This window comes from Rhodococcus sp. WS1 (assembly GCF_003797745.1).
In the GTDB taxonomy this organism is placed as follows: Bacteria; Actinomycetota; Actinomycetes; order Mycobacteriales; family Mycobacteriaceae; genus Rhodococcus_F; species Rhodococcus_F erythropolis.
This window is the reverse complement of sequence record NZ_RKLZ01000004.1, coordinates 189,553-215,915: the sequence shown is the minus strand read 5'-3', so window position 1 is coordinate 215,915 and position 26,363 is coordinate 189,553. Positions and strand designations below refer to the sequence as shown.

Sequence of the window (26,363 nt, the reverse complement as noted above, 5' to 3'; positions counted from 1 at the left end):
CTGGTCCCGGAGAAGTCGTAATACGAGTACGCGCATCTGGGATGTGCGGCAGCGACCTTCACTTTTACAGGGACGGCCCAGCTGGGCCTGCTGGATCGACCATTCAAGGCCATGAGCCCTGCGGGGAGGTTCACGCGCGGGGTGCTGGTGTAACGAACGACGTCGCAGTGGTTGGTGACCGGGTGATGATTCACCACTATTGGGGCTGCAGTTTCTGCGAAGAGTGCAGATCTGGCTGGCCCCAGCTGTGCCATCGGATAGACATTCATACTTTATGCGTCAATGCCCACGGCGGGCACGCGCCCTACCTCGTCGTGCCTGCACGTACCCTAATCCCCTACCGGATTCACTCAGCTTCAAAGCTGGGGCTGCCATCGGATGCGGGACTGGTACTGCATGGGGTGGTCTCAAGAGGCTCGGCGACATCGGGGGTTCAACCTTGGTGATATTCGGGCAAGGGCCTGTCGGCGCGTCGGCAACAATATTGGGCACGGCACTGGGTGCGCGTGTAATCGCAGTCGACATCGAGAACAGTCGATTGGCAGCTGCACGCAAATTCGGTGCAGCTGCCACCATCAACCCGCGCGAGCTCGATGCAGTCGACGCCGTTTACGAACTGACCGGCGGTCGGGGAACGCCGCTGGCACTCGAAACGTCCGGAGCAACCATCGCTGCCCAGACAGCACAAGATGTCCTGGCCACGTGGGGGCGGGCATGCTTCATCGGTTTGGGTTCGGAAGTCAGCTTCAGCACCGCTCAGTCCTACAAGCGCCAGATGACGCTCCTGACGTCATGGACTTTATCCATAGTAGAACAGAAGCGCTGTGCAGATTTCATTGCGGATAGAAATCTTCCAATCGACGACCTCTACTCGAATAGCTGGGCACTCGACGACGCGATTGCCGCCTACGAGTGGTTCGATAAGCAATCAGAGGGAAAAGGAGTCTTCATATTTTAAAACTCATGGTCAATGTCTTGTCCACGGAGAAGAATCAATCAGCTAGGCACCCATGAGACATGGATGCTGGCCGGTGTTTAACTATTTACGTAAACGGCCCTGTTACCTTGAGCTCGAATTCGAGTCTCAAAACGCGGCACCGATACTCTTCAATGTCAGTTTCGGTGGAAGATGCTTGCGATGCACCCGACTAGTCGGGTGCATCGCACTACCCGTGGACGAATGATTTGCAGCAGAGAAGGCGGGACGTTGGCAAACTCACATCCGACTGTGGACCGCATAGCGACGATCCTGGAGGCCATCGCACTGGATCCGAAAGGCACGTCCGTCTCCGGCCTTGCGCACCTTATCGACCTCCCCAAGTCCACGATCTACTCGCTGGTGCATGGCCTGCTTTCTGTTGGTCTTCTAAAGGAGGAAGCGGGCCTACTCACCGTCGGCCCCACTGTGGCACAGATTGCCTCGACACAGAAAAGGCGCAGGCTAAGTCAACTAGCCCACCACGAACTTTCCACTCTGGCGGCCCAGACCCAGGAAACTGCACAACTCTGTGTAAAAGACGGCTATAACATCTTTATCGTCGAACAGGTCGAATCAGGGGAATCTATCCGCTGCTCAATTCCTCTTCGCACGCCTCGCTCCCTGCTTAGCAGCGCGTCTGGAAAGCTATTTCTCGCAGAGATGGAACCGTCTGAGTTGGAGAGAGTGCTCAAGCATCTCGGCCAGGCGGCGTCGAACGCCGCCAACACCATCAGATCTCAACGCCTTACCATCCGGCAGAGCGGCGTCGCATTCAATTGCGAGGAGACCCTAGTGGGCGTTACTACTCTAGGGGCATCCGTCCGGGGTGGCAAAGATACACTTTTGGCAGGCCTCGTTGTTGCTGGGCCGACGGAACGCATGCACACGAAGATCGATCGAATTGAACATTGCCTATATGCCGCCGCACAGAGGCTTCGCACAAGGTTGTACTGATCGGACGCTGTTACAGCATCCGACGTGTGTCCGACACACCGCGATGCGGACAACTTGAACCGTCCGGACTGGTGGAGAGCGCGATCCCACACCATTCGCGCGCCGAAGAAGCGACTTTCTGTTCACGTGAAACACGCTTGGTACACCAGTCCGATGCCAGATCAAGATGCACGCTTCGATCTGCTACCTATCAGCCGCAATCTCCAAAACAAGTACCTTCAGCAACGCGCCACCACCACCGAGGCGTGGCTCGAATCAGATCTTCGTAACCAAACACGTCTGTAGTTTGTCAATGAATGTCTTTGAAAGCAGGTCTTGCGTGGCTGGATGTGAGAGTAAATGTGCTCAGTTTGCACGCTTGCCGATTGTGGCGCTGGGCGCGTCGTGTTCCGCGAGCACGTTCCGTCGACGAACCCGTCCGCACCACCCGCGCGGCAGTTGGCCAGATAGTCAAAGCGGCGGGCGTCGGCGGCATCACCGACAATGAGACATTGCACCTGTGTGTCAGGGCCTCGACATCGAAAGTTCTTGGCGAGGAGGGCGCGGCGGATAATTCATTGCCAGCGGCGAAAAAATGGATGGCTCGCATGCGGCGGGTGCGACACGGCTTGGGCGAGAATCGGCAAGTCAGTGCGGTTCGCGAACACCAGCAGATCCGCCATCAGGACGTCAATCAGCTGCGGTGGCGGGCAAGAACAGCGTGTAGGCGCTGCACCCGATCCAGTTTCCGCCCCTCGCAGACGGCACTGGCAATTGCGGAAGACGTAGAAGTCTGCTCCGGACAGCAGGCGGTTGGCATCTATCCGGGTGGCCAGCACGATCACGAGGATCGCGGCGCCGGCGGCGCGATCCTCGTGATCAGCGCATTCACAGCGGCGAACTGGGGCTTGACCGCGGCACCGGCCTTCCGCCGGCCAGAGCCTTGCCAGCCTGCATCGATTTGCTCGATTGTCGACGACGCCACTGACCCTCTGCGCAGCAGGAAACCTGACGGTGAAATATGAAAGTCGCTAAGACAGAACTGAAGAGGTGGCAGTATCGGTTCCAGCGGCGCCGCCGGAGGCTGATTGGGAAGGTCGACATTTCACGCCAAAACACCGTCCGCCACTGCCACGCCGGGTGGACTCAACACTTCGATGAACCGAATCCACGTAGTCAGACAGGAACCGAACCGCTCGTCAGCGGGTTCCGGCGCGCAATAGCGGATGCATCCAAGCCAAACACTCACCGGGAAGCCCTTGAACTCGGCTCCCGCAATGGCCCGACCCTGGACGAACGGACCACTATCTTCGACTCGTGGCGCACAAACTGAGCAAGTGGCGCACTCACGCGCACTGCTCGGTGTGATCCAGGCGAGAGACAGCGGTGGTCGTGGCCTGTCATCGCTTTCCCGATTCAGCGCATTTGCAGCCTCGACGGTCTCAACATTTTCCCAAGTCGACGAACCGTTGTGTCAGCGGACCGGTGAATCCCGCGGCACAGCCTTCAAAAGTGCGTCGAGCAAACCCGGAAACTCGCGATCAAGGTCCGCGCGACGCAGCGTGTTCAGATGCGACGTGCCACGGTAGTACTGGGAGATTAGACCGGCTCTACGCAGAACCTTGAAATGGTGGGTCGCGGTCGATCGTGCTACGGACAGCACGAAGTCACCACAGCTGATGTCCTCCCCGCGCACGGCGAGTTGGTGCACGATGCTGCGGCGTACCGGGTCCACCAGTGCTTCGAGAAGCCTCTGAAGATCGAGCTCGACCAATTCGACCACAGATTGGTCGGCCGCCCTGGGCCGACTACGGGTCGACACCTTCACTTCTTCTGCCACGACGCAAAAACTAGCACTAAGACCGTATTATGTCGATCGCGATCAAAGTTTGACAGTCATCGAAATATCGCGTGAGATTGTCAGCGCGATCCCTGATCGGCGTCTGGGCGGATATTGCCCAGGGGCCGGATACCCACGAAAGTAGGAACACATGAGCAAAGCTGTCCGCTTCCACGCCATCGGCGACCCGGAGGTCCTGAGCATCGATGATGTCGAGGTGCCCGCTCCTCGCGAGGGTGAAGTTCTTATTCGCACCAGGGCGCTGGGACTTAATCGCGCCGACGTGATGTTCAGAACCGGCAACCATTTCGCGGAACCGACGTTTCCCCAGGCCTTCGGCCTCGAAGCGGCGGGAACGGTCCAGGCTGTCGGTTCCGACGTGACACACGTGACTGTCGGCGATGCGGTGAGCGTCGTACCGGCCACGCCGTTGACGGAGTATCCCCTGCACGGTGACCTGGTTCTCGCGCCAGCTCGCGCCGTGGTCAAGCATGCGTCCACACTGTCCTGGGAAGCTGCCGCCTCTCTGTGGATGGCGTACGTCACCGCATACGGCGGTCTGATTGACCTCGGCAATCTCCAGAAGGGTGATGCTGTCGCTATCACCGCCGGTTCGAGCAGCGTCGGCCTCGCTGCGATTCAGATCGCAAACATGGTTGGTGCGAAGCCAATTGCCATTACGCGCTCGGCGGACAAACGGCAACGCCTTCTGGACGCCGGCGCTGCGGGCGTGATCGCCACCGAGACGGAGGACGTCACCGCGACCCTGAACGAGCTGACCGGTGGAACCGGTGTAAAGCTGATCTTCGATCCCGTCGCAGGACCGCAGGTCGAGCAGCTGCTCGGGGCGACCGCGCCCGATGCTACCGTGTTGATCTACGGCGCCCTTAGCTCCGAACCGATCACTCTTCCGGTCCTGCCGCTGTTGAAGAACCGCTTGACGATTCGTGGATATGACATGGCCGCGGTCACCACCGACGATGGGCGCCTGCAGAAGGCAGTGTCGTTCATCAACGACGGCGTCGAGCGCGGCCTGCTGGCCCCGATCATCGACAGGACATACACGTTTGAAGATGCCGTCCAGGCCTACCAGTATTTGGAATCGAACGTCCAGTTCGGCAAAGTTGTCATGACTGTGCCGCAGTCCACGTAGTCGAAAGCCACGAACTCCGACCGAGTCGCCATACCCGCTGACTCTGTGGCCACAATGCGGGGTTGGGTGCCGAGGCTGACTCGGTCGGTGTTGTTGTTCAGGCTGCCCCTTCCGGTTGGGGGTTCCGCCGGCCGAAGTTCGCCGAACGAAGACCTTGCTCTCGCCACACAAGAGCAAGGTTTGCAACCGGTCCGAACGAACCTTCCTCGGCCTTCGACGTCTGTCGACATCAGGCAGTACGGGCGGCGACCTCAACCACTCGCTCGGATGTGCCGACGCCGAATAGCCACACCTACCGATAGAGGGCAATGGTAGGGGCCTCGCTTGTTCTCACACCTGCGTGGTCTCGTCCCAGGACCGCCGCCGCGGGCCCGTGTACTCGGCATCGGACACAGGTTCACCCCACTCGACCTCCGGGCCCGTCCCTGGCTCGGGCGCTTCGGTCACACTCAAGTGCGTCATGTATCGATCGCTCGCTGCCCCATGCCAATGCCATTCGCCGGGCGGTGTGTAGATGGTGTCTCCGGGGTGGGCCTCGATCACCTCGCCGCCGCGACTCTGAACCAGCGCGATACCCTGCAGAATATGAAGGGTCTGTCCGACTGCGTGGGTATGCCATCCGGTCCGCGCACAGGGCGCGAAGTGGGCGATGACAGCTCGTACGCGAGACGGTTCCTCGCCCTTGACGATGTTGTCGAACCACACGTCTCCGCTGACGATCTCCGAAGGACCTTTCGCTGACGGCTGGCTGGGCAGAATCTCCATGATGTGTCCTGTTCTTTGCTGGTTGTTCGGTTGTCCACAGGCGAGCTCCTGGGGCAAAGCGCGAGACCGCACCTCTCAACGAAACCGTGGACACAAGATACAACTATCTGGACAAACATCTTGCATTCCGGACGGCCTCCTGAGGCTAGGTCGACGATTGAAGTCAGTCAAGAACCCATAAATTTCGCAGTAGCCCTCTATATGCGCGATTTGACCGCAGTTTGGGCCGCAATACCTGGCCAGTCTTGACTGTCTATCGACGAAACACCTAGTATAATTGTGTCGCAATACGGACAGTCGTCCAATATAATGGATGTGCCATTGAGTCTGCACAAGGACAGCAGCCGTGAGAGCAAGACAACTCGCGCACTCGACCCGTCGAGCGAAAATCACCGTCACCGGCAGGAGAACCTCACATGGTCTGGCAAGGCAACTACTCGCAGGTTTTCATCGGCGGCCGATGGATCAACTCGGATTCCCGCGACACGCTCGAGGTCGTATCCCCGTTCACCGAACAGGTGATCGCCACGGTGCCGGCGGGTTCAAAAGGCGACATAGACGCAGCGGTGACCGCCGCGCGGACAGCCTTAGAAACCGGCCCGTGGTCCAGGTCAACAGTAGAGGACCGGATTGCAGTGCTGCAGCGGCTCAGCTCCCTCTTCGAAAGGAACGAAGACCTGCTGGCCACACTCGTCACTGATGAGATGGGCTGCCCCATCACGTTGTCGACGACTTTGCAGTCGCGAGGGCCGCGCAACAATATCGACAACTACATAGACGTGGCTCGAACCTACCCGTTCACCAGCCTGACACGTTCGTCGAACGGAAACGCACTGGTGGTGCGAGAGCCAGTCGGAGTGGTTGCGGCAGTCATTCCGTGGAACGCCCCGCAGCTGGTCGCCACGCAGAAAATCATTCCCGCGTTGCTTGCCGGTTGCACAGTCATCCTCAAGCCTTCCCCCGAAACGCCGCTGGATTCCTATTTGCTCGCTGAAATGGTGGCCGAAGCGGGGTTCCCGGACGGTGTCGTCAATATCGTTCCGGCCGACCGAGATGTCAGCGAGTACCTCGTTTCTCATCCGGGTGTCGACAAGGTTACGTTCACGGGCTCTACCGCCGCCGGCCGACGGATTGCCTCGGTGTGCGGTAATGACCTCCGTCGCGTCACTCTGGAACTGGGTGGAAAGTCGGCTGCCGTCGTGCTGAACGACGCGGATCTGGACACGACCATCGAGTCCTTGCGGACGGTGTCTTTCCGCAACTCCGGACAGATTTGTAGCAACAAGACACGCATCATCGTCTCGAAGTCGCGAGAGTCGGAGCTGCTCGACCGCCTGAGGGCCATGGTGGAGTCGTACGTGGTCGGGGATCCGACCGACCCGGCGACTCAGATCGGTCCTCTCGTCACCGCGACCCAACGCAGCCGGGTAGAGGGCTACATCGCAAGTGGACGGTCGCAAGGTGCCACGCTTGTGGCAGGCGGTGGGCGGCCAGCGGGTCTAAACACTGGCTGGTTCGTCGAGCCGACCATCTTCACCGGTGTAGACCCATCCATGGTCATCGCTCGAGAAGAGATCTTCGGCCCGGTCGTATCCGTGTTGACCTACGAAGACGAGGACCAGGCTGTCGCCCTGGCCAACGACTCAGACTACGGACTGAACGGATCGGTCTTCACCACCGACATCGACAGAGGCCTTTCCGTCGCTCGCCGGCTCCGCACTGGAGTCGTGGAGCTGAACGGACACCCCGCGGGCATCAACGCTCCCATCGGTGGTTTCAAATGCAGTGGCATCGGTCGCGAACAAGGATCCGAGGGATTCGGTGCATACACCGAGATCAAGTCCATCGGGATATCCCAGGCCCTTGCAGACACATACGCCTGATCAACAGACACGAACGCCGCGGTCCGGTTTCCCCGGACCGCGGCGTTCACCGTCGAGCGCGGGAATCGACGCTCCCACAAGTGATTCAAATGCAGTGGCATACGTCGCGAACAAGGATCCGAGGGATTCGGTGCATACACCGAGCTCAACACCTAGGTGTTGAGATATAGACGTTGCTGACGCGGGACTGAAGGGGACGGGCTGCTCCTCAGCGCGAGAATAGGAATTGCGGTTTCACGACCGCTCGATCGCCCACGAAGACGCCGAAATGGGTGGCTCCCGCCAATGCGCCTCCCCCTGGTCAACCGGTACCGCAAGTACGGTGAACTGGGACTACAGGACCCGATCGAGCACACCGAAGCCTCAACCGACCGTCACAGCAGCAGAGATCGTGGACGAGATCGAATCGATCCGACGAACTCGGAGATGGTCGGCCTCGCGAATCATGTTCGAACTACGCATTGACGGCGCCACTACTGCTCGTCGAACGTCACCAACATCCTGGGGATCCTCGGTCTGCATCGTCGCCGGTTCATCGACCCGAATGGCGAAACCAATCGTAAACCGCAGTTCATCGTGCGAAGCGACCGGGCCAGATGGTGCACGTCGACGTGAAGAAGGTCGGCCGCATCATTGACGGTACGGTTGGCGCGCCCACGGCTCCGAGCAAGCCAAACGATCACAGCCCCGCAAGACCCGAGCGAAGCAACCCCGGATCGGGTGCACCCACCTGCAATCCGTTATCGCCGGTAACACTTGTTTGGTGTACACCGAGGCACGTGACAACGAAACCGCATCAACATCGATTTCATGAACACGCCCGAGTCTTTTTCGCGGCGCACTGCATCACCCGGATCGAGCGCGTAGTCACCGACAACGGATCATGCTACCGGGCAGCATTATTTCACAGCTTCACTCGAAAAAAGCTCGCCACCAACGGATTAGGCCGTACACACCGAAACACAACGGAAAAGCCGAACGCTACAGCCGCATCCTCGCCGAAGAATTGTTGTATACCAGCGAGCAAACCCCGCTCCGCCGTCGAGATCTGGAACATTCACTACAATTATCACCGACCGCATCCAGTACACGGAGGACGATCGCCCGCCGCTTTACCGCCGGCACTGCGTCACCAATGTCCGTTTCTCATACCCCTAGGCCTAATCAACAGAAACCAACGCCGCCGCCGGCTACTCCGGACGGCGGCGTTGGACAACGAGCGTAGGAACGGAATCTACGAGTTCGGGCTCGCTACCGGGACGAAGGTTTGAGCGAAATCGCATTTATCGCTGTCCGTGTCGAATCGACCGGCGCTCGTAACGTCGACGGGTAGTGCGATGCTGGACTCGACAACCGCGACGTAGTCGAAGCCCACGCCGTTCTCGCCGACGAATAGGCGAATTCTGTCCACTCCTGGCACATCTTCCACCGCTGATTGGACTACCGCCGCGTGAGCACGGTCACGGCGTTCCGAAACTCCCTGCCATCGCACCATCAAAATCTGCACGACATTCTCGTGGCTGCCAGCAATCGGTTCATCGGGGCTCTCCGGTGAGCGGATACCGGTGAACCGCCAGTGTGCGCTGGAGACCGCGTTCATTCGACGCGACCAGGGCGATAGGTTCGCGCCCGAGACCGCTGCGTACTCCGGCCCGCGCAGCACTGAAATGTCGTCGACGTCGTACAGGCAGAGAGACTGAGGCGTTCCCGTTTTGTTCTCGTACCGAAGTGTCGTCTGGAATCCCGAAATTCGAATACGCTCCGGAAAATGTTCGTCGTGAATCCAAGCATCGAACTCTGCGTCGCTGATACCGTCGGGAGTCCGCATACTGAGCAGCAACGCCGTGGCTTCGGTCATGTTTTCGTTTCCTTGTCGCATTTGGGTATTTGTTCGACTTCGCGCAAAGTCTGCGTGCGGCCTACTTGCCTCTGAGAGAACCAAGAGATCTCAGGCGTGTGAAACCAGACCGCCCGAATTGCATGAGCGTGTTCGCCGCGACTGCCAGGATGAGCACCACCCCCTGAACCATGAGTCGTACTCCGGGGCTGAAGTTCTCGATGGCGAGCGCCTGATCTAGGACCTGCAGCAGCAGACATGCCGCGATCAACGAGGACACGCTGACCGGGCCACCGGCGAACACTGCACCTGCCATGGCCACCGTGGTAACCGTCAAAAGCATGTACGGGGTACCCAGATCCGCGTTGGGGACTCGAACGAATCCGGCAAGCAACGACCCCGCCACGGCGTAGAAGGCGCCCGCCGCAACAAATGTCAGCAGAGACAGTCGGTTGATCCGAACACCCAGAACATGCGCAGCGCGACGGTTGGCGCCCGTGGCCACCAAGCGGCGGCCCGCCCGGGTACGTCCGAGGAAGAACGCGGTCGATACGGCAAAGACCACTGCGACGACGAAGATCGCGCTCACGTTCCATTTGTAGCTTGTGGCTATACTGCGCAGCCACGGTGGTGCCTGCCCGTCGGTGGAGAATGTTTGACCCATCCACAGCAGTAACGACGCGGAGACGATCGTGTTCATCGCTAATGTCACGATCAACGAATTCAGATGGAAGAAAGTGATCAGCACGCCGCTGATCAGGCTGATTCCCATACACATCGCAATAGCCAGGGCGAACGAGCCCGCACTCCCAAGCGAATCGAGGTAGTGCACATTCACCGCTGCGGCGAGCGTGATCATCGAGGCGACCGACAGATCGATCGCCCCCAGCATTACCAGCAACAGTTGACCGATGCTCGCCAGCACCAGCACCCCCGCTATGGCCGTGATCAGGCTGACCGAGGGTCCAGCAAATGTGGCCGGTTGCATCACCGCAACGCCGGCACCCACTGCGATCAAAGCGACCCAACTCACAAGATACCGGCTCGGGAACCTGTACTTCGCATCCACGATCCAATTGCCCCGAGGCGCCATCACGGCGTCTGATTCGAGAGCCGTCATAGCAAGTCTCCAATTTCGGTTCGCAGTACAGGGAGGATGCCCGTCGGGTAAGAAATGCACGTGAACGGGTCCATGGTCATGCCCGCCGCGCAGCGAGGGCGTAGGTGGCAACGGCAGCGAGGAGGATGCCGCCGTACATGAGTTGGCTCGTCTCGAACGGCACTCCCAGGAATTGGGTCGCGTTGCTGAGCACGGTAAGGAAGAGTGCACCGAGCATTGCGCCGAGAAATGTTCCGCGCCCGCCGGTGAGCGTGGCGCCGCCCAGGAAACATGCTGTAAAGGTCGGCAGAGCCAGTCCAAGCGCCACAGCGTTGCTACCGATACCAACCTGCGTCGACAGAAAGATGCCACCCGCGGCAGCACCGACCGCTGCTGCGATATAGCCGAGTGCCTTGGTTCGGTTCGCGCGCACCCCGATTCGATGACTTGATTCGTAGTCCAGCCCAACCGCGCGCGCGGCCAGTCCCGATCCGGTCCGATGCAGCCAGAAGTCGAGCGCGATGCCGATGACGACGATCCCGATGAAGACGTACGGCACCGGTCCGAGACCGGTGTATGTCGCTTCGGACAGCTCCGGCGCAATTGTCCCATCTGGTCGAGGTCGCAGGAGGACCGCTACGCCCGTGAGAATTCCCATCGTGGCGATCGTGGCGACGATGGGGTTGACGTTTAGTACCCGAGTAAGAAATGCGTTGAGAAGGCCGACGGCGATTCCGACGCCGAGAATGAGTAGCACGCCGAGGATCAGATGGCCGGCTACGAAATCCGAGAGGACGAATGATGCGATACACACCGCTACCGTCATGGACGCGCCGACGGATATGTCGAACTCTCCAGTCAGCAGGGCGAATTGCTGTCCCAGGGCAACGCAAATCAGCGGTAAGGCGAGAACGAGCATGTTTCCGACGTTGAAGGAACTCAGGAAAAACGGCACGCTGGCCGTGGTGATAATGCCCGCCAGTGCGATGAGGGCGAGTAGTACCACGACGGGCACCTGAGGGGATGCTAGCGCACGGGCCACCCGACTGGTATCCGGTTTACGTTGTGGTGCACCGATTCCCGCATCTTTCTTGCTGTTGTTGCTGACAAACCGCCGGACGATGTCGGCCTCGTTGATTGTCCCGGTGCATTCGTCGATGACCACACCGTCGGCCATAACGTACACGCGGTCGCACAGCCCGGCGAGCTCGGACGAATCCGAGGAATTGATCAACACCGCGACCCCGGCATCAGCGGCCTCGACAAGAGAGGCGTAGATATCGAGTCGAGCGCGCGCGTCGACACCCTGCGACGGTTCGTCGACGATCAAGACTTTGGGTCGGCGCTGCAGTGGGCGAGACAGGACGATTTTCTGCTGGTTGCCGCCTGACAGAGCAGCAATCGGTTGGTAAGGCGACGCCGCGACGATGCCGAGCTTTGCTACCGCTGCACGAAAGCGCGGCAGCATAACCTTCGGCAGAGACAACCCGGCAGGGCCGGCCTCCCGACCCTGCTGCAGCATCCCGTTGTCCATGATTGACATGCTGGGGAACACCGACTCCGCTGACCGATCGCCGCTCTGGAAACTGATGCCTGACCGCAGAGACTCCGTCGGCGTGGCCGGATGTACGGGCCGGCCGGCGAGATGGACCTCGCCGGATCTGCGGTTCAATCCAATGATCGCCCGGAGTAGGTTACGCTGCCCGCTCCCTTCCGCCCCCGCGATGCCCACTATCTCGCCAGGGCCGACGGTGATGGACACGGGACCGACACCGTGGCCCTCGATGTCCCGCACCTCCAGAAGCGGAGCGCCCCCTGATCCAGCGGCCGTGCGCTGCGGAAACTCGAGATCGACCGGAGCACCGACCATCAACTCGACGATATCCTCGATCTCCCAGTTCATCTGGGCGTGCGTGCCCTGAATGACACCGTCCCGCAGCACCGTCAGTCGATCGGCCAGCCGGCGTACCTCCTCGAGTCGATGACTCACGTACACGATGGCCATCCCCGAGTCTCGTGCATCGATAATGAGGTTCTGTAGCTGCTCAGCCGTCTGCATGTCCAGCGCAGCGGTCGGTTCGTCGAGCACCAACACTGACGGTGAGTGCACCAGTGCCCGAACGACTTCGAGCATGGCTCGGCCACCGGGGCCGAGCGATTTGACCGTGTCGTTCGCACGGAACGGCAGGTCGTATTGCGCGAGAATCTTTTTGATGTCCCCAGGCGCGCGATCACCGTGCGTGTGAAACGACAGTTCGATGTTCTCGGCGACTGTCAGCTCAGCAACCAACGAGGTGTCCTGATATGCGGTCATCAGTCCACGTCGGCGGGCCTCGCGCGGATCACCCCCCCGGATTGCGGTCCCTCCAATCTGCACCGTGCCCGCGTCCGGGACGAGAACTCCCGCAGCCACTTTGATCAAGGTCGACTTTCCCGACCCGTTTTCACCGACCAGGGCGTGCACCTCGCCGGCGCAGCATTCGAAGTCGATATTGTCGAGTGCAGTGACACCTGGATAGGTCTTGGTGACTCCAGAGAGGCTAAGTGCAACTTCACCGATATTCGCGGTGCGTGCACCCAACGACTCAGGAACGACCATGGGTTCAGGACCGGTTCGCCCTGGTGAGGATGCGTTGTCGATAGTCATGTCAGGCGCCTTTCGCCGTCACGAGAATGGGTCAGTTTTCGAGCGCCTCGACCTGGTCGGCACTGTCTATCAGGGTGCCGTTGATGGCGACGTCCGGAAGCGAGAGGTCCGACTGGTCGAGAACGTCCGCAGCGGAGACGATGCCCATGGGATAGTCGAGCACGGGAGCCGACGGTTCCCGGCCGTCCACGATCTCGAGCGCGGCTCCGAGCGCGGCTCCGTAGAGCCAATGGGTACCGGGCATCATGAACACATCGGCGTCGTAACCGTCCTGCTCGGCTTGGTGGTACGCCTTGAGAGTTCCGAGAGTGGTGCTGCCGGAGAGCATCAAGGTGGGGATGTTTCGGTCACCGGCGGCGATATATGCGTTGAGGAAGTCAGCAGCCGACTCGTCGTAAGCGATCAACGACGGATTCTTGCCCGATGCGCGCAACTGACCGGCGGCCTGCACGGTCCCTTGCGGAGTCCAGTCCGTGGTGCCGTCGTACACCTTGGTGAAACCGGCAGCATCGAGCGCTTCCTGTGCGCACGGTTGCCATGTAGGGGCGTACACGTTACCCGGCACGCCGGTGAACATCGCGTATGTCGCGTCGGTCTGGCCCTTTTCCTGCAAGTGCTGCTTCAGAATTGGCGCTGCCGACTTCCACATCCCACAGAGGTCGAACTTGATGTTGACGGACAATTGTTCGGATACAGCGGGATCGAGTTGAACGGCGCCGTTGATTATCGGGATACCTGCGGCCTTGGCTTGTGCGATAACCGGTCCCAGTTGATTGCCCACCGCGCTGAATTGCGGTGCGATCAGGTCTACACCCTGCCCGATGGCCGTTCGCCAGTCGGTCATGTGACGCTGAACGTCCGCGCCACTGTTGGAATACGTGATTTTGGCGATCTCGCCACTCTTGATGGCGTACGACACTATCTCCGCGCGAGCGATCGCGCTGAATGAATGCACCAGGTCAGACAAGATTGCCAAAGTGTACGAACCCTGGCCTGTTTCGCATGACGTGTTCGCCATACAGTCGTCGAATATGGTGCGCTGAGCGTCTGTGAGAGGAACCGACCCTGCCATCAGTGCGGTTTGTAATTCCGGAGCGAGCGCGCTGGGGTCGATACTCGGATTGAATACCTTCTTTGCCATTGCCGTGAGCGTGGCCGGGTCGGTGGCGGGAATAGTGCTGACTACAGTTCCGTCCCCACCATTGGATGATCCGGCGCGAGTGCCGGCACTGCACGCCGACACCGACATGGCTAGCCCGACCACAGCCAACACCACGGCGATACAATTGGGGCGGAACGACTTCGAGCTGAACACGAGCAGATCCTTAGAGGTCGTCTACTTCACCGGCGTGGAGTCGGTGGAGGAGTGCCGATGAGGGCGAGCAGAGTTTGGTTGCACGCCGCGCGAGCCGGATGGAACCCGGCGAGCTCTAAACCATGCGAGGCAAAGAGGGCGGCGCGTGTGACGAACCGACATCCGTCGGCGGTGATGGCTGAAAACAAGTTTGACTTTGGCCCGGTGGGCCGACAGCTCACCGCCGACGGTGCCGATTTATGCGGGGTTGAAGTTGTGTCCGCGCAGAAGCATGTGACCGGCATCGACAGGAAGGGCGACGCCGGTGATGTACGCAGAAGCATCCGAAGCGAGCCAGAGCGCAGCTTCAGCCATTGCCTCCGCCGGGATTGCGGCGACACCAGCGAGAGCATGGTCGTGCTTGGATGCGTCCAAGAGGTGTTGCCTCGTTCCCCCCGGGTGCCCGGCGTACATGTCGTACGCCCCTTGCCAGTTCAGCATCGGCGTGTCGACGATGCCGGGCGAGATTGCATTGCAGCGAATGCCGTACTGGCTGAGGTCGAGTGCCGCGCCCTTCATGAGTCCGATCACTCCGGCCTTGGACGATGTGTAATGCGAGTAGTGCAGCCCCGGCTGTTCGCCGTTCATCGACGCAGTCACGACGATGGCGCCGCGCCGTGCATCGATCATCGGCTTCGAGACGGCGCGAATGGTCCGGAAAACGCCGTTTAGGTTCACGTCGTGAACGTCGAGCCACTGCTGCTCGGTCATTTCCCAGATCGGCGCGAGCTGCCAGATGCCTGCATTGGCAATGCAGATGTCGATACTGCCCAGTTCGGACAGACCGCGCGCAACTGCGGCGTCGAGTTGCTCTTGCGACCGCACATCGGCTTGCACGGCGATGACTCGCCGCCCGAGGTCTTTGACCAGGCGTTCGGTCTCCTCCAAGTCCTCAAGTGTTGCCATCGGGAACGGAACCGTGTCGATCTGATCGGCGATGTCCAGAGCGACGATGTCCGCGCCCTCACGCGCCAATGCCAGCGCATGCGCTCGGCCCTGTCCTCGTGCCGCTCCGGTGATTAGAGCGACCCTTCCATCCAAGATTCCCATCGAAATTCCTTCTGATAGTTAAAGATCGGGATTTTGCGTCCGAGGCCGAACCGAAAGGAGCCGCGCTACGCAACCTCCCTGGCGCTTCCAGCGGAGGCGATTCAGCGCTTTGCGGGGATAGTGCAAGCGACATACGTGGCGGGAATATTGCCGCGGTTGCTCCAGCTGTGCTTCCCGCCGCGCTGAACGAAGGTGTCTCCGGGGCGCAGAAGGGTTTCGGTGGTTTCGAGAACGGCGTACAGCTCACCGGACAGCATCGTGATTAGGTCAATGCTGTCGGTCTGGTGGAGGCCGGCGATTTCGCTGTCGGTGTCGTGAGAATCCCCGCTCTCTAGGGCGCTCAGCGACTTTTGGTAGTCCGCGGAGTCCCATTCGCTATCGGGGGGGAAGCTGGCGATGCGGTAGATCAGGCTTCCCATGGGCGGCATGAGGGTGACCTGTCCTAGCCCGTCCTCGTCGTCGACGTGAACAGGCAGTTGGTCGACCTGCCAGAGATTCATGACGGTGAAAGTCGGTGCGGCAACACGTGCAGTGGTGTTCTCGTCGCTGATGATGGTGGACTTGCCGTCTGCGTCGAGGCCAGCCACGACTCGGCGTGCCTGGGCGTTGAGATGTTCTCCAGTCAACTTCTTCTCCGTTGGTCGATGACGTCGGCGATTCCAACGAAATTGCGCCGATCGTCTGTTGGGCGATGTGTCGTCGTGATGCGCTCTGTAGCTACACCTCTAGGCGTCCAGTATTCTAAACACGCGTCCAGATTGCGACACAGGTCATGTTATGTGGGTCACTGTCGGCGAGTCAAGTGTCGAGGGTCATCGAATTTCGATACACGAAAAGCGCAGGTCCGCGATGCGACCCTGCAGGTAAGGCTTCACTCAGCGGACGCACCAAACATGGCTGCGCGCACCGCGGCCTCGATGCGTGATCGAGCCTCACATTCGTGCAGGATGCTGGCCACGTGAAATTTGACGGGCGCCGACGAAGGTCAACCGATTTACTGTGATCTCCGGACTAACCTGAGCCGCTTCGGACCCGAGAGAATTCATGCGCACGTGGGCATGAAGGCGTGCACCTCGAAACATCAGAGACGTCTCCCGCGGCACTCGCGGATGACGTTGATTGGGATTTACTTCCACCGAATAGACCGAGCGCAGTCACGGAGATCCGAAGCATCGTTACTCTAATTATTCGAGGATCGAGGCAAGAAGCAACCGTCAGCACGAGGTCGCAGGATGTCGCTAACGCAGCCGGTCCGACAGTCGCTGCGCCGCTTGCCGCAACATGGGCTCGATCTTGTCGAGCTTGGGGCGCACCCGGTCCGCCGGTCCTGCCACTACCAGCCCGCCAACCAGCGAACCGCTTGCTCCGCGAACGGCCGCCCCGACGGTGCACACCCCAGACACCGACTCCTCGAGGTTGTAGGCCACGCCGCGGCTACGGATGTCGTTGCGTTGTTCTCGAATCACTGCGCCGGCTGGCGATTTCGTCTGTCCCAGATCCGCTAGAACGGTCTCGAGCTCGGCCGGGCCGAGCTCGGCCAGAAACAATTTACCGGTCGACGTGGTCAGTAGCGGACGTGGCGCACGTAGAGCTACGGTGTAGCGAATCGGCTGTGTCGACTCCACCTGGTCGATGATAATGACACTGTCGCCGGCCCGAATGGACATATGCGCGGTCTCGTCGGTATTCGCGGAAAGCGTCAACAGCTCTTCGTGAGCAAGGCGACGCAGCTGCTGATGACCACCACGGGACGATGCAAGCTGCTCTACGGCCGGCCCCAACGACAGCAGGCCAGTCTGCTCCTCGAGAAAGCTAGTCGACAGGAGCCCATTTACCAACGTGTGCACCGTGGACTTAGGTACATCGATATGGCGAGCGAGCGCAGACAGGGTCAAGCCGTTGGGTTCGGCCGCAACGGTCTCCAATATCAGCACCACCCGGTTGACGGTTGGATGCGGCTTGGGCAACGGTCCTCCTCCTCGCGCACGTAGACCGGTTCGGTCGAGAATATTGATCCTCATTCGCCCGGTTCCCGAGCGATCATACGGTTCACCGATCTCAAGTGAACCGTATACCTGTCACCGCTTTACCGTGGTCTCCTCATATGTCGATCAGGTTCAACCCAACGTCCCTACTTCATACGATGTCGAAGGTCGGCAATAACTGTCTGTATGAATAGACATACTAGTACTATTATGGACAAACAAGTCCTGCTATTTCGTACCGGGCATGTCGAGCCGACTCCGAACAGCACCTCGGAATGGATCGTCGCAGCTCGGAATCAGTCTGACAGATAGCCTCGCAGGCGTGGCTACCCCACAAGACCGATTCAATACCCGCCCATCCTCTGCTGCGCGCGATATGAACAGGTCGCCGACCAGGAGCGGTTTGGATTACGATCGGGGTACTCGAAATCGGTGATGCTCTTCGACCGAAAGCGCGCACTCAAACAGTTTCAAACCAGTCGTAGCACTGCCCGGCGAACTCGGCGGTTGCTAGCCAACGGAGAATTCCATCGAACTCGGCCGTGCCGGGCGGACTAAAGTACGGTCAAACATACTGTAACGGAATGGATTTCATTGCTCACGTCGTTGCCTTTACTCCTCCGGACCTACGAGACCGGCGTCGCGGAATTGTTCGCAGCACTCGCTTAGATGGAAGCGTCGAGTGCAGATCTGGCAGCTGCCAACCATATTGATGAGCACATTGCGACGTCGGGCTGGCCTACTACCCGCACACCCACAGTCCATGACATCAAAGTCGCTGTTCGCCAAGCCACCGACTTTCATCGGACGATACTCCACGGCATTGGAAACCAGCTTGCTCCCCATTCCTGGGTCACCTGTGTACCAAGTACTTCCCAATACTTCTTAGATCCCGGGTGCCCCAGCTATCACCTCGGCACTCGACCATCACGCCCTCATCTATCCGAATCGGACAGCGCGACCGCCGGACGTACGAGAACGAACACCCACGCGAGTGAAACGAACCGTCACCCCAACCAACCCGTCAGGCCCCGTATCGCCGACGCCGAACTGCCGACGACCGCCCACCGGCATCTTTCCGGTTTCACCAGGCAGTCCACCCACCCTCCACCGGGACGACCGCACCTGTCATGAACGACGATTCGGCACTCACGAGGAAGACTATGACGTCGGCGATCTCGCGGGGATCAGCGTAGCGCTTGAGCATCTGCCGACCCGCCAACGTCGCAATCGCCTCCTCACGGGTGGAAAAACTCTTGATGTGTTCCTCCGCCATCTCCGTCTCGATGCCTCCGGGACAGATAGCGTTCGCACGAATGCCGGGAGCGTGCTCCAACGCGAGTGAACGGGTGAACCCCACCACAGCCGCCTTCGATGCGCAGTACACACCAACAAGCGGAATCGCGGCCAACGCGCCAATCGACGCGACGTTCACAACTGAGCCACCTCCCGATTTCAGCATCTCTGGCACCACGCGTTTCGCTGTGACCAGGCAGGCCATCGCGTTGACATGCATCAGTCGATCGAAGTCCGCCACTGTGTGATCGAGAATCGGTTTAGCGATTACGATGCCCGCGTTGTTCACCAAGCCGTCGACCCGACCGTAATTGTCTAAGACCTTGGTTGTCAGCGCATCGATAGTGCGCTCGGAAACGATATCCCCCGTCTCAGATACCACTTGGCCCCCCGTATCACGGACTAGCGCTACAGTTTCCGACAGCGCAGGCCCGTCCAGATCCGTCAAGCCCAGTCGCGAACCTTCCTCCGCAAGCCGGAGAGCGGCTGCCCTCCCCACACCGCCGCCCGCCCCGGTGACGATCGTGACGGCGTTTTCCAATCGAGTCATGTGTCTCTTTCTTTTCCGGATGGTCAAGCTGCTGCGAGCGTCGAGATGTCGCGCGAACCAGCACGAATTTCAAGTTTCGATGATCATCAAACTATCAACCCGGACGACTATTTATCCGCGATTCGACGAAACGCATCGGAGCAGCTGCATCACGGGTGCAGTCGACAACCGAAAGTCTCTATCTCAGAGCAATTTCGACAACCACGTCGTCTCAGACGCCCACTCACCCTTCGACACAAGCTGACACGCAGATGCTTCATTAATGTCTGACAATGTCCTGGACAAGCAACTGCGACGCTGATAACGTCCCGATCGCCGCACAGTTCGGCTCGCCTTCACCACCCGGTAGACCTGGTGTGAGTCCAGATTCTTGGCGGGATGGTGCCTGTTCTCGCGACGCACTCGATTTACCCGCTTGCCTCAAGCTTGCAAGCACACGAACATATTTCGGCCCTCAGGCCCTTCTTCGTCGGATGCGGTTATGTACACCCGGAACTGCGCCGACAGACAGCGCACCACTCAAACAGGAGAAAACTCTATGTCGGTAACTCCACGCGGTCGGGGCCTCGCCTTGGCCCTCGCCGCAGCCACGATGGCTCTATCCGTCACCGCATGCGCAGCCGAAACATCGTCCGGCGGCGACCGCAACGCCAGTGCGAACAGCACTATCCCCGCGACCGACACTGCGACTCTCAAACAGATGGCCACAAAGGTCCTGAACCCTGACATCGACGTGGACGCACTGGCGCCAGAGTTTCAGAAAGTGTTGATGGCCGGTTCGGTCCCCCTCACCGAAGCCCAGCGCGCCATCTTCAACGATTGCATGACGAAGACGACATGCGAAACTGGCCAGGGCACGCACACTATCGCCTTGCTGTCCGATCTGGTGCACCCGTATTGGTCACAAGCACGCGCGGAAATCGTCTCGTACGCCATCAAAAGCGGTGAGGTCGCCAAGATCACGTACTCGGACAGTGGCGACGATGTCCAGCGACATATGACCAACTGGCGCAACGCAATCGGACAGGGTTCCGATTTGCTGATTCCGTGGTGGAGCACTGTCGGCAATCAGCTTGGCCCCGTGATCGACCAGGCCAAATCGGCTGGCATTCCGGTGGTAAACAGCTTCGTCAGCCTCGAGCCTGCCGTCGCGGACAAGTTGACCGTCGAGATCAAACTGGACCTGTGCGGAATGTGGGAGTCGGCAGCTTCGACACTCAAGCAGCACCTCGCCGATAAGGGCGTCACCGATTTCACCTACGCCATGTTCACGGGCGTCCCCGGCAACACCTACGCCCCCACGTGGCAGCCCTGCGCGCAGGAAGCGCTGGACGGCGCGGGCTTCACCAAGGTCTACGACGGGACCACTGACTGGTCACCTCAAGGGACGATCCAGGCTGCCTCAGCCTTGCGCGCCTCCGGAAGGAAACCCGCCTTGATTGCATATGACGAGTCGGCCGCAGACTTCATCAATGCGTATACCGCCGCGGGCGATCGGGACATTCCGACCATCATGCTTACGGGCAGCACCACGCTCGGAACACTCAACACGTATCAGCGAGCAAAGACGGAAGGGTTCGAGCCGGACGTGTTTCTGCCGCCGAGTCACGCATGGATCAACGCGGTGCCCGTCGCTGTAGGCCTTGAAATCAAAAATGGCGGGAAACCATCGTCCGATACCCTCGAGTATCCGATGGGGATCGTCAATGCTTCCGATATTGTTGCACAGTCTGATCTTTCATTGCCTGATGTGGCGTGCAATGGGTCGCTGCTGGAATCTCGCGATACCGTCGAAGCTCTGAAGAACTGAGCTTCAAATGACGTGTGAGTAGGGCCGCAACTACGTTGGCCCTACTCACACCGAACCGCTCCTGCGAGCCCGGAGACTGATGTTCCCCGAGTTTTGTGGAGTCGTCATATTTGACTTCAGGCTACGGGTTGACGTGTGAAGTGTACGTTCTCGAACTCGATCGGTGTCAGCATCCCTAGGGCACTGTGCCGGCGTTGCCGGTTGTGGAAGATCTCGAGATACTCGAACATGGCGTTGGCCAATTCGATCCTCGTTTTCCATCGTTTCCGGTTCAAGAGTTCGGTTTGCATTCTGCCCCAGAAAGATTCGATCACGGCGTTGTCATAGCAATCACCGATCGATCCCATCGACGGGACCAGTCCGGAGTCGTGTGCCCGGCCGGTGAATGCCCACGATGTGAACTGCACTCCGTGGTCGGAATGAATCAAAGCACCGGGCGTTGGGCCTCGATTCGAAATGGCCATTCCCAGAGCGTTTGTCACCAATCTCGCAGTCTGCGAGCTGTCGATCGACCAACCGACGACTCGCCTCGAAAACGTATCCAGGACAACAGCGCAATATATTTCGCCTTCACGGGTGGGATTTTCCGTGATATCTGTGACCCACAGCTCGTTCGGCTCGTCGCGGGTGAATTTACGGTCGACGAGATCGTTCGCGGTCGGGGTTTGATGCTTGGAACGTGCACGCTTGTTTCCCGGAAGTCCTTTCACACCAGCAGCTCTCATCAACATTTCGATGCAGCCGTGCCCAACAGCAATGCCGTGGCCAAGGGTGAGTTCGGTGTGGACCCGGCGGGCACCGTAGGTGCCATGCGAGGCGGTGTGAACCTCGGTGATCAGCTGGGTCAGCCAGCATGACGTAGTGAGCGTTCCGAGGGTGGGCGATTGCGCCACTCGTAGAAGCCGGACTCCGACACCTCCAGAACGCGACATGAGGTCTGTACTGCTAGTCCCTCCTTGGCCATCACCTCGATCGCTTCGAACCGCCTTTTGGGAGCACCACCGACTTCAGCAATTCCGTGGAGCGCGTGGCTATGGCGAGCTCGGTCTCCAACTCGGCGATACGACGGCGGGCAGCGGCGAGTTCGGCGCTCTCGATCGAGCTCAGCCCCGGCTTCTGGCCGGTATCGATGAGCTCCTGGTCACGCCAGTTGTAGATGGCCTGTTCGGTTACATCGAGACCTGCGGCGACCTCGGCGACCGTGCGTCCTGACTTCAACAGATCTAGGACTTTCCGGCGGAACTCGGGCGGATAACGTCGGGGCATCGTGAACCTCTCTCGGGTGCATCAATGCCTGAAGTAAAACAAACGAACTCCGGAAAACTCGGGGAACATCAGAAACTCCGGTGCGATTCACACTGTCGCGTGAGTCGCGGAACGGACATACCTGACCATTCGGTCATCAAACACGAAACGCGGTGTGCCGTCTTCTTATCGACATGACGACATACCGCGTTTCGTTCTACCGTACGTAGAGGTTGCCGCGGACGATAGTTACGCGCCGGACCGGTCTCGCACGGCGGGGATAGTGAGAGTGACAAACGTGACAGGCTCACCACTTCGGTTGCTCCAAGTGTGATTACCTCCGCGCTGAACGAACGTGTCACCCGGGCGTAAGGCCGTTTCTCCGTTTTCTAGGACCGCGTACAGTTCGCCGGTCAAGACCGTACTGATATCGATGCTGTCCGTCGCGTGAAGACCAACCACGTCGCTCGAGTCGTCCTGGTCGCTCGAGTCGTCCTGACTGTCCCCTCCCCCGATTGCCGCCAAGGACTCTTTGAATCCAGCCTCATCGCATTGGCCGTCCGGCGGGAAGGTAGTGATTCTGTACATCGCACTTCCCAACGGCGGTAACAGGGTCACGGCGCCGAGCCCATCGACATCGTCGAGGCGGGGCGGCAGTCGGTCAGTCTGCCACAGGTTCATGACAGTAAAGGCCGGGGCGGCCACTCTCGCGCGGGTGTTCTCATCGCTGATGATCGTCGATCTACCATCGGCATCCAGACCCGCAACTACACGTCGCGCCTGAATTTTCATGTGTTCGGCGGTCAATTCGCACTCCGATCGGTCAAGAATGTATGACATCGTCCTGCTCCACACTCGAGCCATACCAATGCGTCATCCATACCAACAATTTGCACTTCGTTCTCGACGGGTCCGAAACTCGGCCGTCGTGTTGCCGCACCACTATTCAAGAACGATGATGGGCAGCAAAGCGGTCTCAGCGAGCTGAGTATCCATGAACTCGTTTGTGCGACAGATTTTCCCATCGCGGAACCGAAAGAGATGAAGGTATTCGTTGTTGTACTCCAGCCCATTGACGAGCGTGCACGTGACCCTGGACTCGCAAGCGACACGGTCTCCTTCCGCAGTCATACTCAGGATTTCGAAGTTGAGGCCCGTGACGAACATTTTGGGAATCGCTCGTACGAAGGCGAGGTGCTGTTCACGGCTGAGGGTCCCCGAAATCTTGCTCTGTCCAGTGAGGATCACCTCGTAGTCGTCGGCCAAAGTCGTCTCAAACAAGTCGACATCTCCACGGCCGGCCATCGCACCGAGGTACGTTTTGGCCACAATCTTGTTTATGTCGACGGGAAGAATTGCTTCGATACCGCTTGACCTGCCAGTTGCTTTCATGGACATCGTCATGACTTTCCTCTACTGAGACGGTGAGATTCGGGTTCGACTGCACTCCGAACGGTGCTGCGGTGCTCGATCGGCGCGCCAGGCCAAGCTGGATTTCTTTGGTGCTCTGTCACCGCACCAGCCCTGAGGACGACCCCTGTCCCATATTTGCGACGATCGTGCAGCATTCAAGATGAAGACTAACAGCGAGGGCGTATTGTGTCTACAGTCACAGTTCGTCCATCTCATGTTCCATCCCATACACAAGAAGGCATAGGCGTCCAATCAGCAGACCCGAACGTCGCCGCTTAGGTGGCGGCAGAACCGGACCCGCGAGAACACAAGCCGCGTGCACGACAGGTGGAATTACGCGAAGGAGCGTGGTCCCGCGACAGTCTCTCCCGCTTCAGCTGACGCACACGTGCGAGGCACATCTCGTGCCCGACCGCATCGCCCACCGAGCAGCGTACCCAGATGCAGGAAGGCGGGATTGACCGGCGAAGGCAGAGGTCCTCAAAATTGTTCGACACCATGGAAAATCCGGCTATGGGACTTTTCGCGCAGCACATTTGCGGTGGTCGTCGTGCCTCGGACCAATGCTGACCACGGCACCACCCCTGCAAGACCAACGAAGGGCGAAGTTGTAAAAGGCGGCCGCAAACTATCTAATCGCGTGTGCGCGACAGTCCTCGGGTGAGGCACGTCAATCAACGTTGATCAGCCCGATCGAACCTTTCGACTTTGATCGGGTGCGCTCGATGCGACTGGGAAAAGCGCAATTGTTGGACCGACCTCGCCCGTCGGTGCACATAGGTCTGCGGTCAGCGAAGGCCCAATCTCGGCCCGATCACACCACTACGGGCGCACGTCTGCCGCAATCCGCGATCGACCAGCATCTTGGCGCCTCGCTCAGAATTCTATTCGCTCGGCAATTGGGCGGTACCCCGTAAGCAGGCGCGCTGGCACTGCCGATCGAAGATCACTAAATGTCCATGGGGCGCCGCGCTTTTCGATATGTGCAATGTGTTCGAGCTCGTTGTACAAAGCGATGTCGCCGCCGCCTGAGACCGAAAACACTGCACCGTTGATGTGCGACGCTTCGTCCGATGCGAGGTACGCCAGCATGGTCAGGTTTTCCGCCGGACCGTGCGCTTCCTCGGACCTACGCATCCGGTCTTCATCGACCTTGATCTCAATACCCTGCCTGGCCAGCATCATTTTGAAAGCGGCGTTGAAGCTCATATGGCCTGGAGATGCGGCCTGTGGACAGAAGGCGTTTACCGTCACTCCGTGTCGATCAACCTCTTTCGCAACCGATTTGGTGAGCGCGACGACGGCGGCGTTCGCTGCAGCATACGGCGCCATCATCGCAATCCCGGTCAAAGCGTCGGACGAGGCGTTAAGGATTCGGCCTGATCCCCGCGCCACCATGAGTGGTACCGCATGCGACATACAGTTGTAAGTACCATCCAGTTTGGCCGATACCTGATATTTCCAGTCGTCGGGCGTTAAGGAGACAAACGGCCCGAAGCCGAGCCCTGCCGCATTGTTGACCAGGATATCGATGTGCCCGAAAGAATCGACAGCCGTATGAATCAACCGGCCAGCGGCATCATGATCCGTCACGTCCGCATAGAGCGCCACGGCCTCACCACCGAGGTCAACGATGGCTTGCGCTGTCGTGTCCGCATCCCCTTGCGCAACGAGGTAATCCGTCTCTTCCTCAGCACTCATTAAAGGGGCGTCGCCGGCGAGTGCCGTCGCCCGAAACTTCATGTCCACCTCGTCCGTCGAACGGGGCTTCAAGTCGTTGGTGATGACCTTCGCGCCAAAGCTCGCGAGCATCAATGCAATACCACGCCCTATCCCCTGGCCTGAGCCAGTGACGACCGCGACTTTCCCTGCGAGAGGGCGTATTTGTTCCATTGCTGTTCCCATAAAATAAACGTACATCACTGTCCGCTTAGGGCGGGCCTCCCACCGAACTTGGTAATCTAGACGAGTGAAGCCTTCAACGACACAGCGTCAAGACGCTTCTCGAAACCGTGAACAACTCATGATCGCGTCGCGGAGAGTGTTCGCACGGGACGGTGCCAACGTCTCGGTCGGCAAGATCGCGAAGGAGGCGTCGGTGAGCAGAGCGACCTTCTACCGGAATTTCGCTACGCTAGATGACCTGGCTGCCACGCTGATGGAAGACAATGTCGAACTCGTCGAACAGTTCGCTTCCAAAGAGCCGGATTCGATGGCCACCCTTTACCACCTGTTGCTCGACATCGCGCTCAGAGACGGCCTCATCGCGAAGATGTTCGCACATAGCCGTTCCCCTCGATTCAAAGAATACGCGGACCGCCTTGACGCCGCGATGACGCCCGCCCTAGAGCGCGCACATGACGCAGGCCAGGTGCACGCAGGTGTAACTGTTCGTGATGTCATGTCCACACTACCGATGGCAGCAGCGGGGAAGGCAGAAAATGAGTCGGCCGGTCGCAACGACGGCGACACCCGCATCCATCAAATTTTTCACCGAGCATTGTTCACGACGACAGCTCCCTAG

20 protein-coding genes and 2 pseudogenes are annotated in these 26,363 nt (G+C 59.5%); 9 read left to right on the top strand and 13 right to left on the bottom strand.

Translation table 11 applies throughout. The features are described 5' to 3' along the window. Positions 1–41 precede the first annotated feature (41 nt). The 4 genes from EEB12_RS31095 (at position 42) to EEB12_RS29160 (ending at position 2,937) form a co-directional block, all read left to right on the top strand. A complete protein-coding gene (locus EEB12_RS31095) occupies positions 42–446 on the top strand; it encodes an alcohol dehydrogenase catalytic domain-containing protein (RefSeq protein WP_306461762.1) in 405 nt (134 codons plus the stop codon). Beyond that, positions 443–958, top strand: coding sequence for a zinc-binding dehydrogenase (locus tag EEB12_RS31090; protein WP_315985412.1), 516 nt, complete (start codon positions 443–445; stop codon positions 956–958). The genes EEB12_RS31095 and EEB12_RS31090 overlap by 4 nt, the downstream gene beginning before the upstream one ends. Positions 959–1,228: 270 nt before the next feature. After that, a complete protein-coding gene (locus EEB12_RS29165; protein ID WP_181447606.1) occupies positions 1,229–1,933 on the top strand; it encodes an IclR family transcriptional regulator in 705 nt (234 codons plus the stop codon). Between the two features lie 296 nt (positions 1,934–2,229). Beyond that, positions 2,230–2,937 (top strand): hypothetical protein, encoded by a 708-nt coding sequence (locus EEB12_RS29160; RefSeq protein WP_141489089.1) that lies wholly within the window; start codon positions 2,230–2,232, stop codon positions 2,935–2,937. 449 nt (positions 2,938–3,386) lie between these two features. Here the strand turns inward: EEB12_RS29160 and EEB12_RS29155 are convergent, their stop codons facing one another. Continuing rightward, positions 3,387–3,752, bottom strand: a complete 366-nt coding sequence (locus tag EEB12_RS29155) for an ArsR/SmtB family transcription factor (RefSeq protein WP_258537451.1) — start codon at positions 3,750–3,752, stop codon at positions 3,387–3,389. Positions 3,753–3,903: 151 nt separating this feature from the next. On the opposite strand from EEB12_RS29155, the gene EEB12_RS29150 reads away from it, so the two are divergent. Beyond that, positions 3,904–4,905 (top strand): zinc-dependent alcohol dehydrogenase family protein, encoded by a 1,002-nt coding sequence (locus tag EEB12_RS29150; protein ID WP_141489088.1) that lies wholly within the window; start codon positions 3,904–3,906, stop codon positions 4,903–4,905. A gap of 330 nt (positions 4,906–5,235) precedes the next feature. On the opposite strand, the gene EEB12_RS29145 is transcribed toward EEB12_RS29150, so the two are convergent. Then, complete coding sequence (locus EEB12_RS29145) at positions 5,236–5,670, bottom strand: cupin domain-containing protein (protein ID WP_141489087.1); 435 nt, start codon at positions 5,668–5,670, stop codon at positions 5,236–5,238. Between the two features lie 416 nt (positions 5,671–6,086). Here EEB12_RS29145 and EEB12_RS29140 point away from each other — a divergent pair, with 416 nt between their 5' ends. Then, positions 6,087–7,553 (top strand): aldehyde dehydrogenase, encoded by a 1,467-nt coding sequence (locus EEB12_RS29140; protein ID WP_141489086.1) that lies wholly within the window; start codon positions 6,087–6,089, stop codon positions 7,551–7,553. 226 nt (positions 7,554–7,779) lie between these two features. Further along, positions 7,780–8,711, top strand: a pseudogene (locus EEB12_RS31185) (integrase core domain-containing protein). Positions 8,712–8,787: 76 nt separating this feature from the next. Here the strand turns inward: EEB12_RS31185 and EEB12_RS29135 are convergent. The 8 genes from EEB12_RS29135 to EEB12_RS29100 form a co-directional block, all read right to left on the bottom strand. After that, positions 8,788–9,411 carry a hypothetical protein gene (locus EEB12_RS29135; RefSeq protein WP_141489085.1) on the bottom strand — a complete coding sequence of 208 codons (624 nt, stop codon included), beginning with the start codon at positions 9,409–9,411 and terminating at the stop codon, positions 8,788–8,790. Positions 9,412–9,472: 61 nt separating this feature from the next. Further along, positions 9,473–10,510: an ABC transporter permease gene (locus tag EEB12_RS29130; RefSeq protein WP_141489084.1), complete on the bottom strand. Its 1,038-nt coding sequence runs from the start codon at positions 10,508–10,510 to the stop codon at positions 9,473–9,475. Between the two features lie 76 nt (positions 10,511–10,586). Continuing rightward, a complete protein-coding gene (locus EEB12_RS29125) occupies positions 10,587–13,136 on the bottom strand; it encodes an ATP-binding cassette domain-containing protein (RefSeq protein WP_141489083.1) in 2,550 nt (849 codons plus the stop codon). 31 nt (positions 13,137–13,167) lie between these two features. Beyond that, positions 13,168–14,451: a substrate-binding domain-containing protein gene (locus EEB12_RS29120; RefSeq protein WP_141489082.1), complete on the bottom strand. Its 1,284-nt coding sequence runs from the start codon at positions 14,449–14,451 to the stop codon at positions 13,168–13,170. Positions 14,452–14,688: 237 nt separating this feature from the next. Beyond that, entirely contained in the window at positions 14,689–15,540 is an 852-nt protein-coding gene (locus EEB12_RS29115) for a mycofactocin-coupled SDR family oxidoreductase (RefSeq protein ID WP_141489081.1), read from the bottom strand. A gap of 101 nt (positions 15,541–15,641) precedes the next feature. Beyond that, positions 15,642–16,166: a cupin domain-containing protein gene (locus EEB12_RS29110; protein WP_141489080.1), complete on the bottom strand. Its 525-nt coding sequence runs from the start codon at positions 16,164–16,166 to the stop codon at positions 15,642–15,644. Between the two features lie 612 nt (positions 16,167–16,778). After that, positions 16,779–17,507: an IclR family transcriptional regulator gene (locus EEB12_RS29105; protein ID WP_181447605.1), complete on the bottom strand. Its 729-nt coding sequence runs from the start codon at positions 17,505–17,507 to the stop codon at positions 16,779–16,781. A 1,102-nt stretch (positions 17,508–18,609) separates the two neighbouring features. Further along, positions 18,610–19,362 carry an SDR family NAD(P)-dependent oxidoreductase gene (locus EEB12_RS29100; RefSeq protein WP_181447604.1) on the bottom strand — a complete coding sequence of 251 codons (753 nt, stop codon included), beginning with the start codon at positions 19,360–19,362 and terminating at the stop codon, positions 18,610–18,612. A gap of 742 nt (positions 19,363–20,104) precedes the next feature. Here EEB12_RS29100 and EEB12_RS29095 point away from each other — a divergent pair. Continuing rightward, positions 20,105–21,181, top strand: coding sequence for a substrate-binding domain-containing protein (locus EEB12_RS29095; RefSeq protein ID WP_181447603.1), 1,077 nt, complete (start codon positions 20,105–20,107; stop codon positions 21,179–21,181). A 116-nt stretch (positions 21,182–21,297) separates the two neighbouring features. Here EEB12_RS29095 and EEB12_RS29090 read toward each other — a convergent pair. The 3 genes and pseudogenes from EEB12_RS29090 to EEB12_RS29075 all read right to left on the bottom strand — a co-directional run bounded on the left by EEB12_RS29090 (position 21,298) and on the right by EEB12_RS29075 (position 25,744). Then, positions 21,298–22,447, bottom strand: a pseudogene (locus EEB12_RS29090) (IS3 family transposase). Positions 22,448–23,368: 921 nt separating this feature from the next. Then, positions 23,369–23,830, bottom strand: a complete 462-nt coding sequence (locus EEB12_RS29080; RefSeq protein WP_141489075.1) for a nuclear transport factor 2 family protein — start codon at positions 23,828–23,830, stop codon at positions 23,369–23,371. 885 nt (positions 23,831–24,715) lie between these two features. After that, a complete protein-coding gene (locus EEB12_RS29075) occupies positions 24,716–25,744 on the bottom strand; it encodes an SDR family NAD(P)-dependent oxidoreductase (RefSeq protein ID WP_220095789.1) in 1,029 nt (342 codons plus the stop codon). 64 nt (positions 25,745–25,808) lie between these two features. On the opposite strand from EEB12_RS29075, the gene EEB12_RS29070 reads away from it, so the two are divergent. Further along, positions 25,809–26,363, top strand: coding sequence for a TetR/AcrR family transcriptional regulator (locus EEB12_RS29070; RefSeq protein WP_141489074.1), 555 nt, complete (start codon positions 25,809–25,811; stop codon positions 26,361–26,363).